Origin of the sequence: Paenibacillus aceti (assembly GCF_003614185.1) — a bacterium.
In the GTDB taxonomy this organism is placed as follows: Bacteria; Bacillota; Bacilli; order Paenibacillales; family Paenibacillaceae; genus Fontibacillus; species Fontibacillus aceti.
Genome location: NZ_KZ987724.1, coordinates 2,500,043 through 2,514,403, shown reverse-complemented (window position 1 = coordinate 2,514,403; position 14,361 = coordinate 2,500,043). Strand labels below are relative to the sequence as shown.

Genomic DNA, 14,361 nt, shown 5'->3' with positions numbered 1-14,361 from the left:
ATATGCATTGATTGGAGGGGAACGAGTTCATGCCAAAAAATGAACCATTGATGAGAGCATTATCTGCCATCAGAGATAACCTGCAAGCTTGTATACTTGGCAAATCATTTGAAATTGAGCTTCTGTTGACGACATTGCTGGCTGGAGGGCATGTTTTAATAGAAGATGTCCCTGGCACCGGGAAGACACAGTTGATCAAGGCTCTGAGCAAATCGATCAATGGCGAGTATCGGAGAATACAGTGTAATCCCGATATTCTCCCTAGCGATATTACAGGCGTCTCGGTGTTCCATCCGCATGAAGAGCGCTTTGTGTTCCGGCCGGGTCCGGTGATGACGAATATCCTGCTTGTCGATGAGATCAACCGGGCGACGACGAAGACCCAATCCGCCTTGCTGGAAGTCATGGAGGAACGCTGTGTGACCGCTGACGGAGTGACCTATGAACTGCCGCATCCCTTCATGCTCTGCGCGACGCAGAATCCGATTGACTTTGAAGGTACGTATCATCTCCCCGAAGCCCAACTGGACCGGTTTATGATGAAGATTCAGATCGGGTACCCCGATGCGGCCACGGAGAAGAGCATGCTGCTCTCTCATATGCAGGGACAGCCGGTTGAGCAATTAAGATCCGTTACGACCATGGAGAAGATTGCGCAGATCCAGCAGCAAATCAGAACTGTTCATATTAGTGAAATGGTGATGGATTACTTGCTTGAGGTTGTGCGGAGAACGAGAGAGCATCCAGATGTTCTGCTCGGTGCTTCGCCCCGGGCTTCGATCGCTTTCCTGAGCGCGGTCAAGGCATTCGCTTTTCTGCAAGGCCGTGAGTACGTGCTCCCGGATGATGTCAAAATCCTGGGTCCTTATGTGCTAGGGCATCGGATCTTGCTGCGTCCGGAGTCCAGAATGAATAATAATATGAGCGGAGATCATGTGCTCTTACAGATTTTACGGCAGACTCATGTACCCGTGGCCGTAGGGAGATAAATGATGCGTGTAATGTGGAATACTGTAAGAACAGGACTCGTATCCCGCAATTTCTGGAAAGCGGCTTCATTATGGCTGGTATGCCTGCTGTACGTATTATTTCAGGGCGGCAAAACATCGATCATGCTGTTTGCAATGGTGAATGTGCTCATGATCTATTGGTTCATCTGCAGTATAGCAGGCGTTGAGCGGGTGAAGGGACAGCGAATTCTGACCGTAAAGGGTGAGCCCATAGCCAAAATAGCGCTGCAAGCAGGCACTCAGGTTGAAGTGCGGCTGAGATTACAGTTGCCTACATTTGTGCCGCTGCCTTATCTGATTGTCAGAGAGAAACTGCAGAAGCATAACGGAGATTCATGGAAATATGAAGACAGTGTTGTACCCAGGTTGGGCAGTCATTCAGAGCTAATATATCAGACGCCGCCACTGGAAAGAGGACGCTACAACTTTAAGGCGACGGAATGCCGTTCCCAAGATATTTTTGGGCTGCTGGAGCATGAAGGGAAATTCCAGACGGAAGGAGAGTTTTACGTGCTGCCCCAGAGGGTCTTTATCCCGCGCTGGCAGCTGCTTGGTCATCATTCAAGATATTCAGGGCCTGAGACGACGTTGCTACAGTCTTGCCGGGAGACGACACAGATTAACGGAGTCAGAGATTATATCTACGGCGACAGAATCTCAAGAATTCATTGGAATGCAACTGCCAAGACCGGTGAGTGGAAATCCAAGGAGTTCGAACGGGAGTCGATTCCCAAGACGATGATTGTCCTGGATGCTCATACGATCCATTATACCCAGCGGGAGCAATTTGAGCTGGCCGTGTCGACAGCGGCTTCTCTATTGGAATATGGCGGCCGGGAAAAGATCAGTATGGGGCTCTGTATTCTCGGCAGAGAGTTATGGGGCAACGCGCCTACAGACAGTCCATTTGACCGCCATCAGATGCTGCAGCGATTAATAGATGTTAATGCGGATGGTACCGGGGATTATACTACCCAACTGGAGGAAAGACATGAACTATTCCCGGCAGGAGCATTTGTTATTATTGTCACCCCTCTGGCCGATGAGAATTTATTCAATATGGTGCGCTGGGCGAAAGGCCGTCAGTTGATTCCCTACCATATTCATACGGCGTGTCCTTCAAGGGAGATAGACTCGCCTATTCGTTCTGAATCCATGCATGGTCATGGTCGTTATGGGATCGAGGGGATCGCCATATCGGCGCTGCAAGAGCTGCCTGTTCAGTTAGGAGGTGGCTATCATTGAAGCATCCGGATGAGCCGGTGTATTGGTACCGCATCTTAATGACGGTATGGGTTGTCATTTTGGTCATGCAGTGGGTTTCCTTTACGGAGCCGATCTGGTTCCAGCAGACGACCGATATCGTGGCCTGGACGCTGATCGTCATTGCGATTATCGATCTTTTGCCTCTGCATGTTGTATGGCGGAATATCGCTAAATTAATTTCCATTATTCTCATTTGTCGAATGATGCTAATCAGGTACGGGATCTATATGCCGTATGGAGAGCTTTATCCAGATCAGATCTGGCAAATATTCACGGAGTTCGTTCCCTATATCTGGTTCGCATTAGGGGCTTGGCTTCTGTTCGAATTAATATTCAGACTGCTGAGAACACACAGGACCGTGTTGTTATTTCTGGCTGCAGATTTGATTGCATTTGCTATATTAGATTCATTTTCTCCCTATCGTTTATGGAAAAATGTAGCCTGGACGGTGTTCGCCGGACTAGGCTGGCTAGTCTGCCTTCACTTACGGAATTACCAACTATCTTATCCCTATGGCTGGCTTAAGCTGCGCAAGCATCCGTTCAAGATCATCTCCAATATTCTGCTCCTTTTTGCCGGCATACTATTCATCGGTACGAGTGTACCCCCGGTGGCTCCGATATTGACTGATCCATACACAGCTTGGAAGGGACGCAGCGGCGGACAAGTTGGCAGCGTAGAGGCACAGACGGCTATATCGAGTGCGGTCAAGGAAAAGGATCAATCCAGACAAGAGGCGGTTACTTCCGGCTATAGCCGGGATGATACCGAGCTTGGTGGCGGCTTCGAATTCAGCTATGATCCGGTCATGTCGATCGAATCCTCACTGCCTTCTTATTGGCGCGGAGAGACCAGGCGCATCTATACCGGGAACGGCTGGGCTGATTTTGACAAGGAAAATCGAGATTATGAAGTGCTTAGAGGTTTAAATGACACCATCGCTCTTACTGAGAAACAGACTGGAAATATGGAAATGAGACAAGTGGAGCAGATCATTACGATGGACTCGGAGGAAGTCTATCCCGTTCTGTTCGGTGGTTATTTCATGACAGAGATCACTCTGCTGGATGAGCGGCGACAAGGCAGACCTAAGCTGTCCTGGGCTAGGGAGGAGGCGGAGCTTCGCTGGGGAGGAGGCTTCCGCGACGATCAGCCGGACTACCCGGTTAAATATAAGGTGACCTCGAGAATACCTGTTATTCCATTAGAGAAGCTGCGCAGTGCCAGTTATGAACAGTTATATTCAGCTGCGATCGATGAGCAGTATCTGCAGGTTCCGTCCTTTTTAACACAGCGGGTTAAAGATCTGGCAGCGGAGATTACGGCTACGGCGGATACCCCCTTCAAGAAAATGGAGCTGCTGCAGGAGTATCTGCGTACTAGCTTCCAATATACAAATAATCCAAACGTATCTCTGCGCAAGAGCAAGGATTTCGTCGACAGCTTCCTGTTTGAAGTGAAGGAGGGCTATTGCGATTATTTCTCGACAGCGATGGTGATGATGGCAAGGTCACAAGGCATTCCGGCGCGCTGGGTGAAGGGGTATGGTCCGGGGATTCAGGCAGACCCCGAGGATTTGAGGGCTAGACCAGGCAATACGGCTTATCAGGTGAAAAATTCCGATGCACACTCCTGGGCTGAATTATATTTCGGGGAGTATGGCTGGATTCCATTCGAAGCAACGCCGGGTTTCATGGCTCCGTTATTATATGAGGGCGAGAAGGAAGAAGAGATCGCCCCGGATGAATTGAACCAAGAAGAGATCTTGCCAGAGGAAACAGAAGACATGACCCCTTCCTTCATGACCGTACATTATAAGAAGATTCGATATATATCGCTGGGAATTCTCTTGGTCATGCTCTGCTGGCTGTTGTTCAAGTATCGGCAACGGATCTATTACGGGCTGCTTCGTTGGCGCTTGGGCAGACCTTTGACTTACGGAGATAAAATGGTCTATGCGACCTTACGCACCGTGAAAAAATGGCAGCGGCAGGGCTTCGAGCGGAAGGAACATGAGACGGTCCGCGAAATATTCGAGCAAATCAGCGCGAAGCAGCCGGAGCTGTCGGTCACCCTTGAGCATTTGTTACAGAAGTATGAAGGAGCGCTCTACAGTCCCGAATCGGCGACAGAGGATGATTGGCTGAGCGTACAGCAGCTCTGTGACAGTCTGTCTCGCATCGGTCATAGGAAGGAACAATCTAAAGGCGTTGAGCTAAAGAATTAGCAAGGACTAGGCTGCTTCAAGCCGTACAATCCTCAGTTCAACCCATAGGCTCAACAAATGTAACAGGCTTGTCCCTGAGCGCTTGCGCCGGGGGCATTTTCTTTTTTAAAATATAAGGAAGTCGGGGAAAGATTATGGTATAGTGTGTCGTATGAAACCGAGGTGAACGAATTGTTTGAGAAGTTTTTGCCTGATTTGCGTGTAGATAGCGTGTTTGACATCGATTTGGATAAGCTATATGCCGAGGGGTACCGCGGGATTATTACCGATCTGGATAATACCCTCGTAGGAGCCAAAGCACCATCGGCTACACCAGAGTTAACCCATTGGTTCGAGAAGGTGAAGCAAGCTGGGATGAAGCTGGTGATTGTGTCGAACAACAATTTTCATAGGGTGTCTGTATTCGCATCCCCTTTAAATATTGAATTCGTGCATAAGGCAAGAAAGCCGGTCGGAGCCCCGTTCCGAAGAGCGATGCAGATGATGGAGCTCAGTCCGGAGCAAACGATCGTCGTTGGAGACCAACTGATGACGGATGTATTCGGGGGTAATCGGCAAGGTTTATATACGGTTCTGGTACTGCCGATTTCTATAACCGATGAAGGTTTCGGTACCCGGATTAACCGCAGGCTGGAGCGCATCGTGAAACGACGTCTGGGTAAGACGGGATTATGGCTTGAGGAGGATAAGACAAAATGACAGAAGCCCAGGTACAAGAACAAGCCCTTCATTGCAGTGGATGTGGCGTGAAGCTGCAGACGGAGGACCCATCCAAACCGGGATATACTCCGGCACAGGCGCTGGAGAGGGAGCCGTTGATATGCCAGCGTTGCTTCCGCATTAAGAACTATAATGAAGCATCTAGCATTGCAGTGGAACAGAGTGAATTCCTAAGACTGCTTGGTCAAATCGCCGAGAAAAAGGCACTCGTTGTTCATATCGTCGATTTATTTGATTTTCAAGGTAGCATCATTTCCGGTCTGCAGCGTTTTATCGGGAATAACCCGGTACTGCTCGCGGTGAATAAGACCGATCTGCTGCCCAAGGTATCGAATTGGAACAAGATTCGTAATTGGGTACAGAAGGAAGCCAAGGAGATGGGCCTGAAAGTGGAGGACGTCATCCTTTGCAGCGCCAAGCAGAATAGCGGCTTTGACAGACTGCTGGAGGCGGTAGTGAAGCATCGGGGTGATCGTGATGTATATGTCGTCGGTGCCACTAATGTAGGTAAATCAACGCTGATCAACCGCTTGATTCGTGATTATAGCGATCTGGATCAGGAGCTGACGGTATCGCGTTATCCCGGAACGACCTTAGATATGGTACAAATTCCGCTCGATGATGGCGGGGCGATCATTGATACGCCGGGGATCGTGTATACTTCGCGGTACAGCGAGCTTGTCAGCCCGCAGGATCTGGCGACGATTATGCCGGACAAGTCGCTTAAGCCGGCGGTATACCAATTGAATGAAGGCCAGACCATCTTCTTCAGCGGCTTCGGCCGATTCGATTTCATTCATGGGGAGCGCCAATCCTTCACCTGCTTCAGCAGCTCGCGGATCAAGCTGCACCGTACGAAGCTGGAGCGGGCGGATGAGCTGTTCGCGGACCATGCTGGAGAGCTGCTGGCGCCGCCTACCCGTGACAATCTGGACAAGCTGCCGGAGTGGACCAGGCATGAATTCAAAATTCCCAGAGGCCAGAAGGTGGACATCTTCATTTCCGGTCTGGGCTGGATCAAGGTGAACAATGATATCGGAGCGGTTGTCGCGGTACATGTTCCGAAGGGAATCAAGGTTATGCTGCGCCCTTCGATAATTTAAGGAAGGTTGCAAGGAATAGGCAAGAGGGTGAAATGATTCTGGAGAAGCGGAGCGCTCGCCTTTGCGAATGGATTTCTACCTGTTGGATTCTAATAAATCAAGCTCAACTTATATAGATGCAGTAGGCAATTTCAAGATATATCTGCTTTAATGATCAAGGGGGAGAACGACATGGGGAAGACAAATCCTGAGCGGGATCATAACTTACCGCTATTGCTGGGTGTCATGGGTGATCCGATCATCCAGTCCAAATCCCCGACAATGCATACGGCGGCCTTGCAGGCATCCGGCTTGCGAGGATCTTATTTGCCTTTTCATGTGAAGCGCGGTGATCTGCGCCAGGCGATCCTGGGAATCAGAGCGCTTGGCTTCCGCGGTGTTAATGTGACCGTTCCACATAAAGTAGAGGTAATGGATTATATCGATGAGATCGATGAGGGCGCTCGCTATATCGGAGCTGTCAATACGATCGTCAATGACGGAGGCCTGCTGAAGGGCTATAATACCGATGGTATGGGATACATCCGTTCGCTGAAGGATGAGGTGGTTCCTGATCTGGCTGGACGCAAGGTACTGGTGATCGGTGCGGGTGGAGCGGCGCGAGGCATTATATATGCCCTTCTGCAGGAGCAGCCCGGTCAGGTGATCGTCGCTAACCGCACTGAGAGTACAGCGCAGAAGCTGGCTGCCGAATGGGCGCATTTAGGAAATATCAAGGGCTGCGGGCTGGAGCAGATCGAATCGCATTTGCCGGGCATCGATGTTCTCATTAATACGACTTCAGTCGGAATGTATCCGCGTACCGCAGAGATGCCGATCGCTCCTGATTACATCCCGGAAGGGATTGTCGTCAGCGACTTAATCTACAATCCGTTGCAGACGGAGCTACTGCGGCAGGCGAAGCAGCGGGGTTGTACCGTTCACAACGGCGTTGGCATGTTTGTGTATCAAGGGGCCTATGCTTTTGAATACTGGACGGGTCAGCCAGCGCCCATCGAGGCGATGAAGGCGGCCGTATTGGCCAGCTTGGACTAGAGCCAAGTACTTGAGTTTTATGGTAGGATAAGATTTTCAATAACTTTAAGGGGTTTTGATGGTAGATGTTAAGTGGAAAACAAAAGCGTTATTTGCGTGGACTGGCCCATGGGCTTCAGCCTATCTTTCAAGTAGGCAAAGGAGGAACGAATGATCAGCTGATCCGTCATATTTCAGAGGCGCTGGAGCGTCGCGAATTGATCAAGGTGTCGGTGTTGAACAATAACCTGGATGACCCACGGGAAATCGCCGAGGAATTGGCCGCTGGTGCTGGGGCAGAGCTGGTACAATTGATCGGCCGGACGATTATTCTCTATAAGGAATCCAAAGAGTACAAGCAGATCGAACTGCCTTAGAGTACGGGTTCTAACAGCGGACTTATGGAACAGAACCGTCTTTGAGAGCAGCAGGAGGAAAGACCTGATGAGAAAAGTTGGTATAATGGGGGGAGCGTTTGATCCGATCCACCTGGGCCATTTATTGGCGGCTGAAGCGGCGCGTGAGCAGTATGCGCTGGATGAGGTCTGGTTCATGCCTTCCCATATTCCGCCGCATAAGAGCAAATCCGGTGTCAGCGGACAGGAACGTCTTGAAATGGTCGCGGCCGCGGTGCGGAGTCATCCTGATTTTCGGACGCTGGATGTCGAGCTTAAGCGCGGCGGTGTATCCTACACGATCGATACGATCCGGGAGCTGAAGCAGCTTCATCCCGATCTTGAATTCTATTTCATCATCGGTGCGGATATGGTTAATTATTTGCCAAAATGGGAAGGAATTGAGGAACTGGTAACGATGCTGCGCTTTATCGGCCTGCAAAGACCGGGCAGCTTCCTTGAGCTTGATCTTCTCCCCTCCTTCATTCAGGACGCGGTGCTGCTGGCGGATATGCCGCTGGTGGATATTTCGTCCAGCCTGATCCGCAAGCGGAGGGCAAGCGGACATTCGGTCCGCTATATGGTGACAGAAGAGGTCTATGAATATATCGTAAGGAGCGATTTGTATGCGGTACACTCGAAATGAGCTGTTAGACATAGTGTCCGCGCAAATGCCGGCCAGACGCTGGACGCATGTGGAGGGCGTAATAGAAACCTCCGTTCGTCTGGCCCATCGCTATGGCGCGGATCCGATCAAGGCGGATTTGGCTGCGCTGCTGCATGATCTGGCCAAATTCTGGCCAGTCGAGCGGCAGGAGGCGGTAGTCCGCGAGCAGGGATTGAATCCCGAGTTGCTGGATTATGACAAACAGCTGCTGCATGCCGAGGTAGCGGCATTCGTGGCTGAACAGGAGTATGGGATCGATGATCCCGAAGTGCTTGATGCTGTCCGCTATCACACCTCTGGAAGGGTAGGCATGACCCTGCTTGATAAGATCGTCTGCCTGGCGGATTATATCGAGCCCGGGCGTAATTTTCCCGGTGTAGAGCACATCCGTGAGCTGGCCGAGCACAATCTAGAGCAGGCGCTGTTGGCCGGATTCGATTCCACCATTTCGTTCTTAATCGAGAAGGGGAAGATAATTTTTCCGTTAACCTTGCTGGCTCGCAATGACCTGGTCAGACAGCTTGACCGGGAAGGCAAGTAGTGGCATCAAGCGGTAATAAGCATTAGTTTAGGATATAAATATTTGCAGGAGGTAGATTGGATGGCAGTATCACCTAAGGAATTGATGAATGCAGCATATCAAGCGGCAGATGATAAGAAAGCGATGAATATCGTTGTTTTGGATTTAAAAGAAATCTCATTGATCGCCGACTATTTCATTATTTGTCACGGTAACTCGGATACCCAGGTACAGGCAATCGCGACGGAGGTTCGCAAACGGGCTCAGGACCTTGGCGCCAATATTCGCGGTATCGAAGGGATGGACTCGGCGCGTTGGGTTCTGATGGATTTAGGCGATGTCGTCGTTCACGTCTTCCATCGCGATGAACGCGAGTATTACAATATCGAACGTCTTTGGTCCGATGCCAAAGTAGTGGAGAACGTATGAGTCTGATTGCAGGTACGATCGTATCGCTTCCGGTTGATCGGGAAGTATCTCCTTATGGCTATTTTCTGACGGATGGGGATCGGGATGTACTGCTTCATTATTCCGAGCTGACACAGCCAGTTAAGCCAGGGGACATAGTGGAAGTATTCCTCTTCTATGATACGGAGGATCGGCTGGCGGCAACGATGAAGCGTCCGTCGCTGACGTTGGGAGAGCTGGCGCTCCTGGAGGTGGCTGACGTTCATCCACGGCTCGGCTGCTTCCTGGAGATGGGACTGGGACGCCAGCTGCTGCTGCCCATTCGCGAGCTGCCAGAAATGCATGAGCTGCATCCGCAGGTCGGGGACCATGTGTATGTCATTATGGAGCATGATAAGCAAGGCCGGTTGAAGGCCAAGCTCGCTGGAGAGCAGGAATTGGCTCCTCTTGCCTTCCATGCCCCGACAAGCTGGAATAATCAGTGGCAGGAAGCAATCGTCTATAAACCGCTGCAAATGGGTACTTTTGTGGTCGTGGATGGAGGAGTGCTCGGCTTCGGAGCGATCGGCATGATCCATTCCTCTGAACGGTCCCGTCTGCTCCGGCTAGGGGAACGGGTCCGGGTTCGTGTCACACATGTGCGTGAGGAGGACGGACGGGTCAATCTGTCCATGTTCCAGCGCAAGGAGGTTGGCCGCAATGAAGATGCGGAGCGGATTCTATCCTTCCTGGAGAGCCGTTCGACCGGCGGGATGCCTTATTCCGATTCGACGCCGCCTGATTTGATCAAGCAGAAATTCGGCATCAGCAAAGCGGCTTTCAAGCGGGCGCTCGGCAAGCTGATGAAGGAAGGCAAGATCATCCAGAAGGAGAGCTGGACCTATCTGAAGTCCGCGGAGCAGGAACAAGCCGATCAAGAGTAGGAAAGTCAGGTGGAAGGATTGGAAAGTTTGACCTCATATCGAAAATTCGCGTATGTGTACGATGAGCTTATGGCGGATATGCCTTATTCGGACTGGCTCTCCTTCGCTCATGAGGCTTGGGAGCGTTATGGCCAGCCGGAGACGGTCGTCGATCTGGGTTGCGGGACGGGAAGCATCACGATCCCGCTGCTGGATTCAGGCTTGACCGTAACCGGGATCGATCTGTCGGCGGACATGCTGTCCGTAGCGAGGCAGCGGCTGGATTCTACCGCGCAGGGAGCTCGTCTCTACCATGATGGCCGAGTGAACTGGGTGCAGCAGAATATGACGGCCTGGGAGCTGCCTGAGCCGGTGGATTCGGTGATCTCCTTCTGCGATTGCATCAATTACTTGCTCGAAGAGGAGGAGGTGATCCGCACCTTTCAGCGCACTTACCAAGGGCTGAAGCCGGGCGGGACCTTCCTGTTCGATGTGCATCATCCGGATACGCTGCGGCGGTACGATGAGGAGCAGCCATTTGTATTGGATGAGGATGCGATCTCGTACATATGGACCTGCGAGTTCGAGGATGAGAAATGCGAGATTGAGCATCACTTGACGATCTTCGCCAGGGAAGCTGAACCGGGGGCGGATCTCTATCGCCGCTTTGAGGAGTATCACATTCAGCGGGCCTATGATCCGGCCTGGATGAAGCAGGAGCTGCTGCGATGCGGATTCCGTGAGGTTCACTGCTATGCCGACTTCACGTGGGTCGAGGCAGAAGAGAGCGAGGATGTGGCTCGACTCTTCTATGTAGCAGTGAAGTAATATATTATATTTTCAAAAGGGCGCTGTCTAGCTGCTTTGAGCGGCATAAGGGAGCGTCTTTTTCCAGTGATTCTGGAGTTCTCCTAAAAATTAAATAGTTATTAGTTGTAGATTTCAGTATAATTAATCTAGCCCCGTCTGCATTTTTCTAGAGAGGATTAAGCACATAATGAATGAAGAAGTCTCAAAACCGGTAAAGAATTACCGGCGTTCCAAGCCTTCCCAACCGCCTGTACGGATCTATTCGCTGGGTGGTCTCGGGGAAATCGGTAAGAACATGTATGGCATTGAGTTTAGGAATGAGATCATTATTATCGACGCTGGGCTGAAATTTCCCGATTCCAAGCTGTCGGGAATCGATTACATTATTCCAGATGTCAGTTATTTAATTAAGAATCAGCATAAAATTAAAGGTTTATTTCTGACGCATGGACATGAAGACCATATTGGGGCCCTGCCTTTTGTACTCCGCCAGATCAAGGTTCCGGTCTATGGGGGACCACTTACGATTGGACTGGTAAGAGCGAAGCTTGAAGAGTACCGAATGCTGGAGCAAACGGAATTGCATGTTTTCCAGGAGAATGACAGATTTGCCTACAAGCACTTGGCGGTTCATTTCTTCCGCACAACGCATAGCATTCCCGATGCATTTGGTATTGTTGTAGATACTCCATACGGAGCGGTCGTCCACACGGGCGACTTCAAATTCGATTTCACGCCGGAAGATCATCCGGCTAATATCGCGAAGATGGCTAGTGTTGGCAGTGAAGGTGTGCTTGCCCTGCTAGCGGATAGCACGAACAGTGAGAAGGAGGGCTTCACCCCTTCCGAGCATCGGGTCGGCAACGCTATTCTGGATACCTTCCATAACTGTCATGGCCGAATTCTGTTCGCCATGTTCGCTTCCAATGTGAACCGTCTGCAGCAGGTTGTGGATGCAGCGATTATGAGCAATCGGAAAATTGCCGTTATCGGTCGAAGTATGGAGCGGGTATTTGCGATCGGTCAGGATTTGGGATACATCCGTGTCCCGGACGGTATGTTAATCGATATCAAGCATATTGATAAATACGAGGATCGTCGGATTTTGATTATTTGTACGGGGAGTCAAGGTGAACCGAATGCAGCGTTAAGCCGTATTGCCTCCGGGGCACACCGTTCGGTTTCCATTTATCCGGGGGATTCGGTCGTGTTCTCGTCATCTCCTATTCCGGGCAATGGGACTAATATCAATCGTTGTATCGATTTATTAATGCGTGCTGGAGCGAATGTGATTTATGGACCTGTATTCGCCATTCATGCTTCAGGGCATGGCTGCCGCGAGGATTTGAAGCTAATGCTGAGATTTATTCAGCCGAAATATTTTATACCGATTCACGGGGAATACCGGATGCTGCTCGCACATAAAAAATTAGCCATGCAGACTGGGATGGACGAGGAGCAAGTGTTCCTGATGAATATCGGTGATACATTATCGATTTACCGCAACCGTGCCAAACGCGGTCGCAGCGTTCCTGCGGGCGAAGTGATCGTCAGCAATGGAGAGATTAGGACTTTCGAGGAAGAATTGGTAGAAGAGAGGGAAGAGCTTGCTCAGGAGGGGATCGTCATCGTCGTGATGACGGTAGATGTTGAAACCCGCCAAATTCTCGCCGGGCCGGATATTGTAACCCGGGGCTTTGTATACATGCAGGATGCCAGACCTTTACTCAGACGGGCGGAGATGGCACTGCGGCGAAGCTTGAAGAGGCAGGGAGAGCACGGCCCTTATGACAGCAATGCCTGGGTGAAGACGACAAACCGGGTACTGCGCAGATTTTTCATAAAAGAGGTAGGTCGGACTCCGCATATTATGCCTTCGATTTTGGAGGTTTAAGCTAATAAAGCGTCAGAGGGAAATGTTCTTTTAAGTTCCCCTTTGGCGCTTTAGGTGTGTTTGGGGGTTTATTTAGGTTCTTTTTTCATAAAAAAGTTAATATATACATAGTCTAATCGGTCTGGGAATGAGATAATGGAGACAAGTTTTATATTATGACAGATACAGATTGAAAGAGATGGTGAAGACGAATGCATTACCGCAATTCATCTCCGGAAGTAGTCACTTTCGGGGAGAGCATGGCATTATTGATCGCTGAGGGGGGCAAGGGGCTTGAATATACTTCAAATCTGACACCGTCCTTTGGCGGAGCTGAGACGAATGTAGCCATCGGCTTGTCGCGGCTTGGACATTCCGCTGGCTGGTGCGGCCAGCTTGGCGATGATCCGTTCGGACATCGTATCTATAAAATGGTGCGTGGTGAGGGTGTGGATATGTCGCGTGCCTCCTTCACAGAAGAAGCGCCAACCGGGCTGATGATCCGGGAAAATGTAGCCGGAAGAAGCTCTGTCTATTACTATCGCAAGCTGTCGGCGGCGAGTAAGATGACTCCCGAGCATCTGAATGAAGAATATATCGCCGGAGCGAAAATTCTGCATATCACCGGGATTACGCCAGCGTTAAGCGCATCCTGTGCGGAGACCGCTGCAGCGGCGATGGATATGGCGAAGCGCCACGGCGTGAAGGTGAGCTTCGATCCGAATTTACGCTTGAAGCTATGGAGTGTGGAAGAGGCGAGAAAGGTGCTGCTGCCACTGGCGGAGAAGGCGGATTATTTCCTGCCAGGACTGGATGAATTGAAGCTGCTCTATGAGACGGAGTCGATGGAGGAGATCATCTCCAGACTTGGTGAATTGTCCGCGGTAAGCATCATTAAAGGCGGCGATGATGAGACTTATATACTGGAGAACGGCAAGCTGACGGCGATTCCTTACTATAAGGTGGAGCATGTGATCGATACGGTTGGAGCGGGTGACGGCTTCTGTGCCGGATTTCTAGCGGGTCTGTTGAAGGAATATACGATTGAGGAAGCGGTTCGTCTCGGAAATCTGATCGGCTCTCAAGTGATCCAGGCGATTGGGGACTGGGAAGGTCTGCCGAGCGCGGCTGAAATCGAGCGGCTGCTTGCCGGGAAGGCGCATGTGGAGCGGTAAGTAACCTGATGCATATCTCGGGGACACTTGGGTATGCCCAAGTGTCCCCAGTTATACCCAGCCCGTTTAAATTGCAACGAAACTATGTAGCGCTATTTGCGCCAAAAGAGGCCCTTTCAAAATCTAACGAAACTGGGCACCGCTATTGGGGCTGAAAAGGGGCGAAATGGCGGATTTTCACTCCAATAACGATATGGTGATTCGTTAGATTTGAGTGGGTGCTGATTTCGTGGAAATAACGATATGGAGTTTCGTTAGAGCTGCGGAACT

The 14,361-nt window shown here is 50.7% G+C and carries 14 protein-coding genes; all 14 read left to right on the top strand.

Annotated features, from left to right (window positions below; translation table 11 throughout):
- The first annotated feature begins 29 nt into the window (after nucleotides 1–29).
- The 14 genes from BFJ94_RS11335 (at nucleotide 30) to BFJ94_RS11270 (ending at nucleotide 14,091) form a co-directional block, all read left to right on the top strand.
- Nucleotides 30–989 carry an AAA family ATPase gene (locus BFJ94_RS11335; protein ID WP_120462774.1) on the top strand — a complete coding sequence of 320 codons (960 nt, stop codon included), beginning with the start codon at nucleotides 30–32 and terminating at the stop codon, nucleotides 987–989.
- The gene (locus tag BFJ94_RS11330) at nucleotides 990–2,255 is read left to right on the top strand and encodes a DUF58 domain-containing protein (protein WP_229716779.1); all 1,266 of its coding nucleotides are present in this window, start codon (nucleotides 990–992) and stop codon (nucleotides 2,253–2,255) included.
- Nucleotides 2,252–4,504: a DUF4129 domain-containing transglutaminase family protein gene (locus BFJ94_RS11325; protein ID WP_120462772.1), complete on the top strand. Its 2,253-nt coding sequence runs from the start codon at nucleotides 2,252–2,254 to the stop codon at nucleotides 4,502–4,504. Before BFJ94_RS11330 ends, BFJ94_RS11325 begins: the two co-directional genes overlap by 4 nt.
- Nucleotides 4,505–4,675: 171 nt before the next feature.
- On the top strand, nucleotides 4,676–5,203 hold the full coding sequence (locus tag BFJ94_RS11320; RefSeq protein ID WP_120465197.1) for a YqeG family HAD IIIA-type phosphatase: 528 nt from the start codon (nucleotides 4,676–4,678) through the stop codon (nucleotides 5,201–5,203).
- Nucleotides 5,200–6,327 (top strand): ribosome biogenesis GTPase YqeH, encoded by a 1,128-nt coding sequence (yqeH, locus tag BFJ94_RS11315; protein ID WP_120462771.1) that lies wholly within the window; start codon nucleotides 5,200–5,202, stop codon nucleotides 6,325–6,327. Before BFJ94_RS11320 ends, yqeH begins: the two co-directional genes overlap by 4 nt.
- A 171-nt stretch (nucleotides 6,328–6,498) precedes the next feature.
- Nucleotides 6,499–7,362: a shikimate dehydrogenase gene (aroE, locus tag BFJ94_RS11310; RefSeq protein WP_120462770.1), complete on the top strand. Its 864-nt coding sequence runs from the start codon at nucleotides 6,499–6,501 to the stop codon at nucleotides 7,360–7,362.
- 65 nt (nucleotides 7,363–7,427) lie between these two features.
- Nucleotides 7,428–7,718 carry a ribosome assembly RNA-binding protein YhbY gene (yhbY, locus tag BFJ94_RS11305; protein WP_120462769.1) on the top strand — a complete coding sequence of 97 codons (291 nt, stop codon included), beginning with the start codon at nucleotides 7,428–7,430 and terminating at the stop codon, nucleotides 7,716–7,718.
- Between the two features lie 67 nt (nucleotides 7,719–7,785).
- Entirely contained in the window at nucleotides 7,786–8,382 is a 597-nt protein-coding gene (locus tag BFJ94_RS11300) for a nicotinate-nucleotide adenylyltransferase (RefSeq protein WP_120462768.1), read from the top strand.
- Nucleotides 8,363–8,944: a bis(5'-nucleosyl)-tetraphosphatase (symmetrical) YqeK gene (gene yqeK / locus BFJ94_RS11295; protein WP_120462767.1), complete on the top strand. Its 582-nt coding sequence runs from the start codon at nucleotides 8,363–8,365 to the stop codon at nucleotides 8,942–8,944. Before BFJ94_RS11300 ends, yqeK begins: the two co-directional genes overlap by 20 nt.
- 60 nt (nucleotides 8,945–9,004) lie before the next feature.
- The gene (rsfS, locus tag BFJ94_RS11290; protein WP_120462766.1) at nucleotides 9,005–9,352 is read left to right on the top strand and encodes a ribosome silencing factor; all 348 of its coding nucleotides are present in this window, start codon (nucleotides 9,005–9,007) and stop codon (nucleotides 9,350–9,352) included.
- Complete coding sequence (locus tag BFJ94_RS11285) at nucleotides 9,349–10,254, top strand: CvfB family protein (protein WP_120462765.1); 906 nt, start codon at nucleotides 9,349–9,351, stop codon at nucleotides 10,252–10,254. Before rsfS ends, BFJ94_RS11285 begins: the two co-directional genes overlap by 4 nt.
- 27 nt (nucleotides 10,255–10,281) lie before the next feature.
- Nucleotides 10,282–11,061 (top strand): class I SAM-dependent DNA methyltransferase, encoded by a 780-nt coding sequence (locus tag BFJ94_RS11280; RefSeq protein WP_120465196.1) that lies wholly within the window; start codon nucleotides 10,282–10,284, stop codon nucleotides 11,059–11,061.
- A 169-nt stretch (nucleotides 11,062–11,230) separates the two neighbouring features.
- On the top strand, nucleotides 11,231–12,937 hold the full coding sequence (gene rnjA, locus BFJ94_RS11275; protein WP_120462764.1) for a ribonuclease J1: 1,707 nt from the start codon (nucleotides 11,231–11,233) through the stop codon (nucleotides 12,935–12,937).
- Between the two features lie 191 nt (nucleotides 12,938–13,128).
- Nucleotides 13,129–14,091 carry a sugar kinase gene (locus tag BFJ94_RS11270; protein WP_120462763.1) on the top strand — a complete coding sequence of 321 codons (963 nt, stop codon included), beginning with the start codon at nucleotides 13,129–13,131 and terminating at the stop codon, nucleotides 14,089–14,091.
- Nucleotides 14,092–14,361 lie beyond the last annotated feature (270 nt).

Excerpts from the sequence above, each read along its gene's own strand:
- rsfS (WP_120462766.1), top strand. The coding sequence starts at position 9,005 with ATGGCAGTATCACCTAAGGAATTGATGAATGCAGCATATCAAGCGGCA.
- yqeH (WP_120462771.1), top strand. The coding sequence starts at position 5,200 with ATGACAGAAGCCCAGGTACAAGAACAAGCCCTTCATTGCAGTGGATGT.
- BFJ94_RS11300 (WP_120462768.1), top strand. The coding sequence starts at position 7,786 with ATGAGAAAAGTTGGTATAATGGGGGGAGCGTTTGATCCGATCCACCTG.
- BFJ94_RS11285 (WP_120462765.1), top strand. The coding sequence starts at position 9,349 with ATGAGTCTGATTGCAGGTACGATCGTATCGCTTCCGGTTGATCGGGAA.
- yhbY (WP_120462769.1), top strand. The coding sequence starts at position 7,428 with ATGTTAAGTGGAAAACAAAAGCGTTATTTGCGTGGACTGGCCCATGGG.
- BFJ94_RS11335 (WP_120462774.1), top strand. The coding sequence starts at position 30 with ATGCCAAAAAATGAACCATTGATGAGAGCATTATCTGCCATCAGAGAT.
- BFJ94_RS11270 (WP_120462763.1), top strand. The coding sequence starts at position 13,129 with ATGCATTACCGCAATTCATCTCCGGAAGTAGTCACTTTCGGGGAGAGC.
- yqeK (WP_120462767.1), top strand. The coding sequence starts at position 8,363 with ATGCGGTACACTCGAAATGAGCTGTTAGACATAGTGTCCGCGCAAATG.
- BFJ94_RS11330 (WP_229716779.1), top strand. The coding sequence starts at position 990 with ATGATGCGTGTAATGTGGAATACTGTAAGAACAGGACTCGTATCCCGC.
- rnjA (WP_120462764.1), top strand. The coding sequence starts at position 11,231 with ATGAATGAAGAAGTCTCAAAACCGGTAAAGAATTACCGGCGTTCCAAG.
- aroE (WP_120462770.1), top strand. The coding sequence starts at position 6,499 with ATGGGGAAGACAAATCCTGAGCGGGATCATAACTTACCGCTATTGCTG.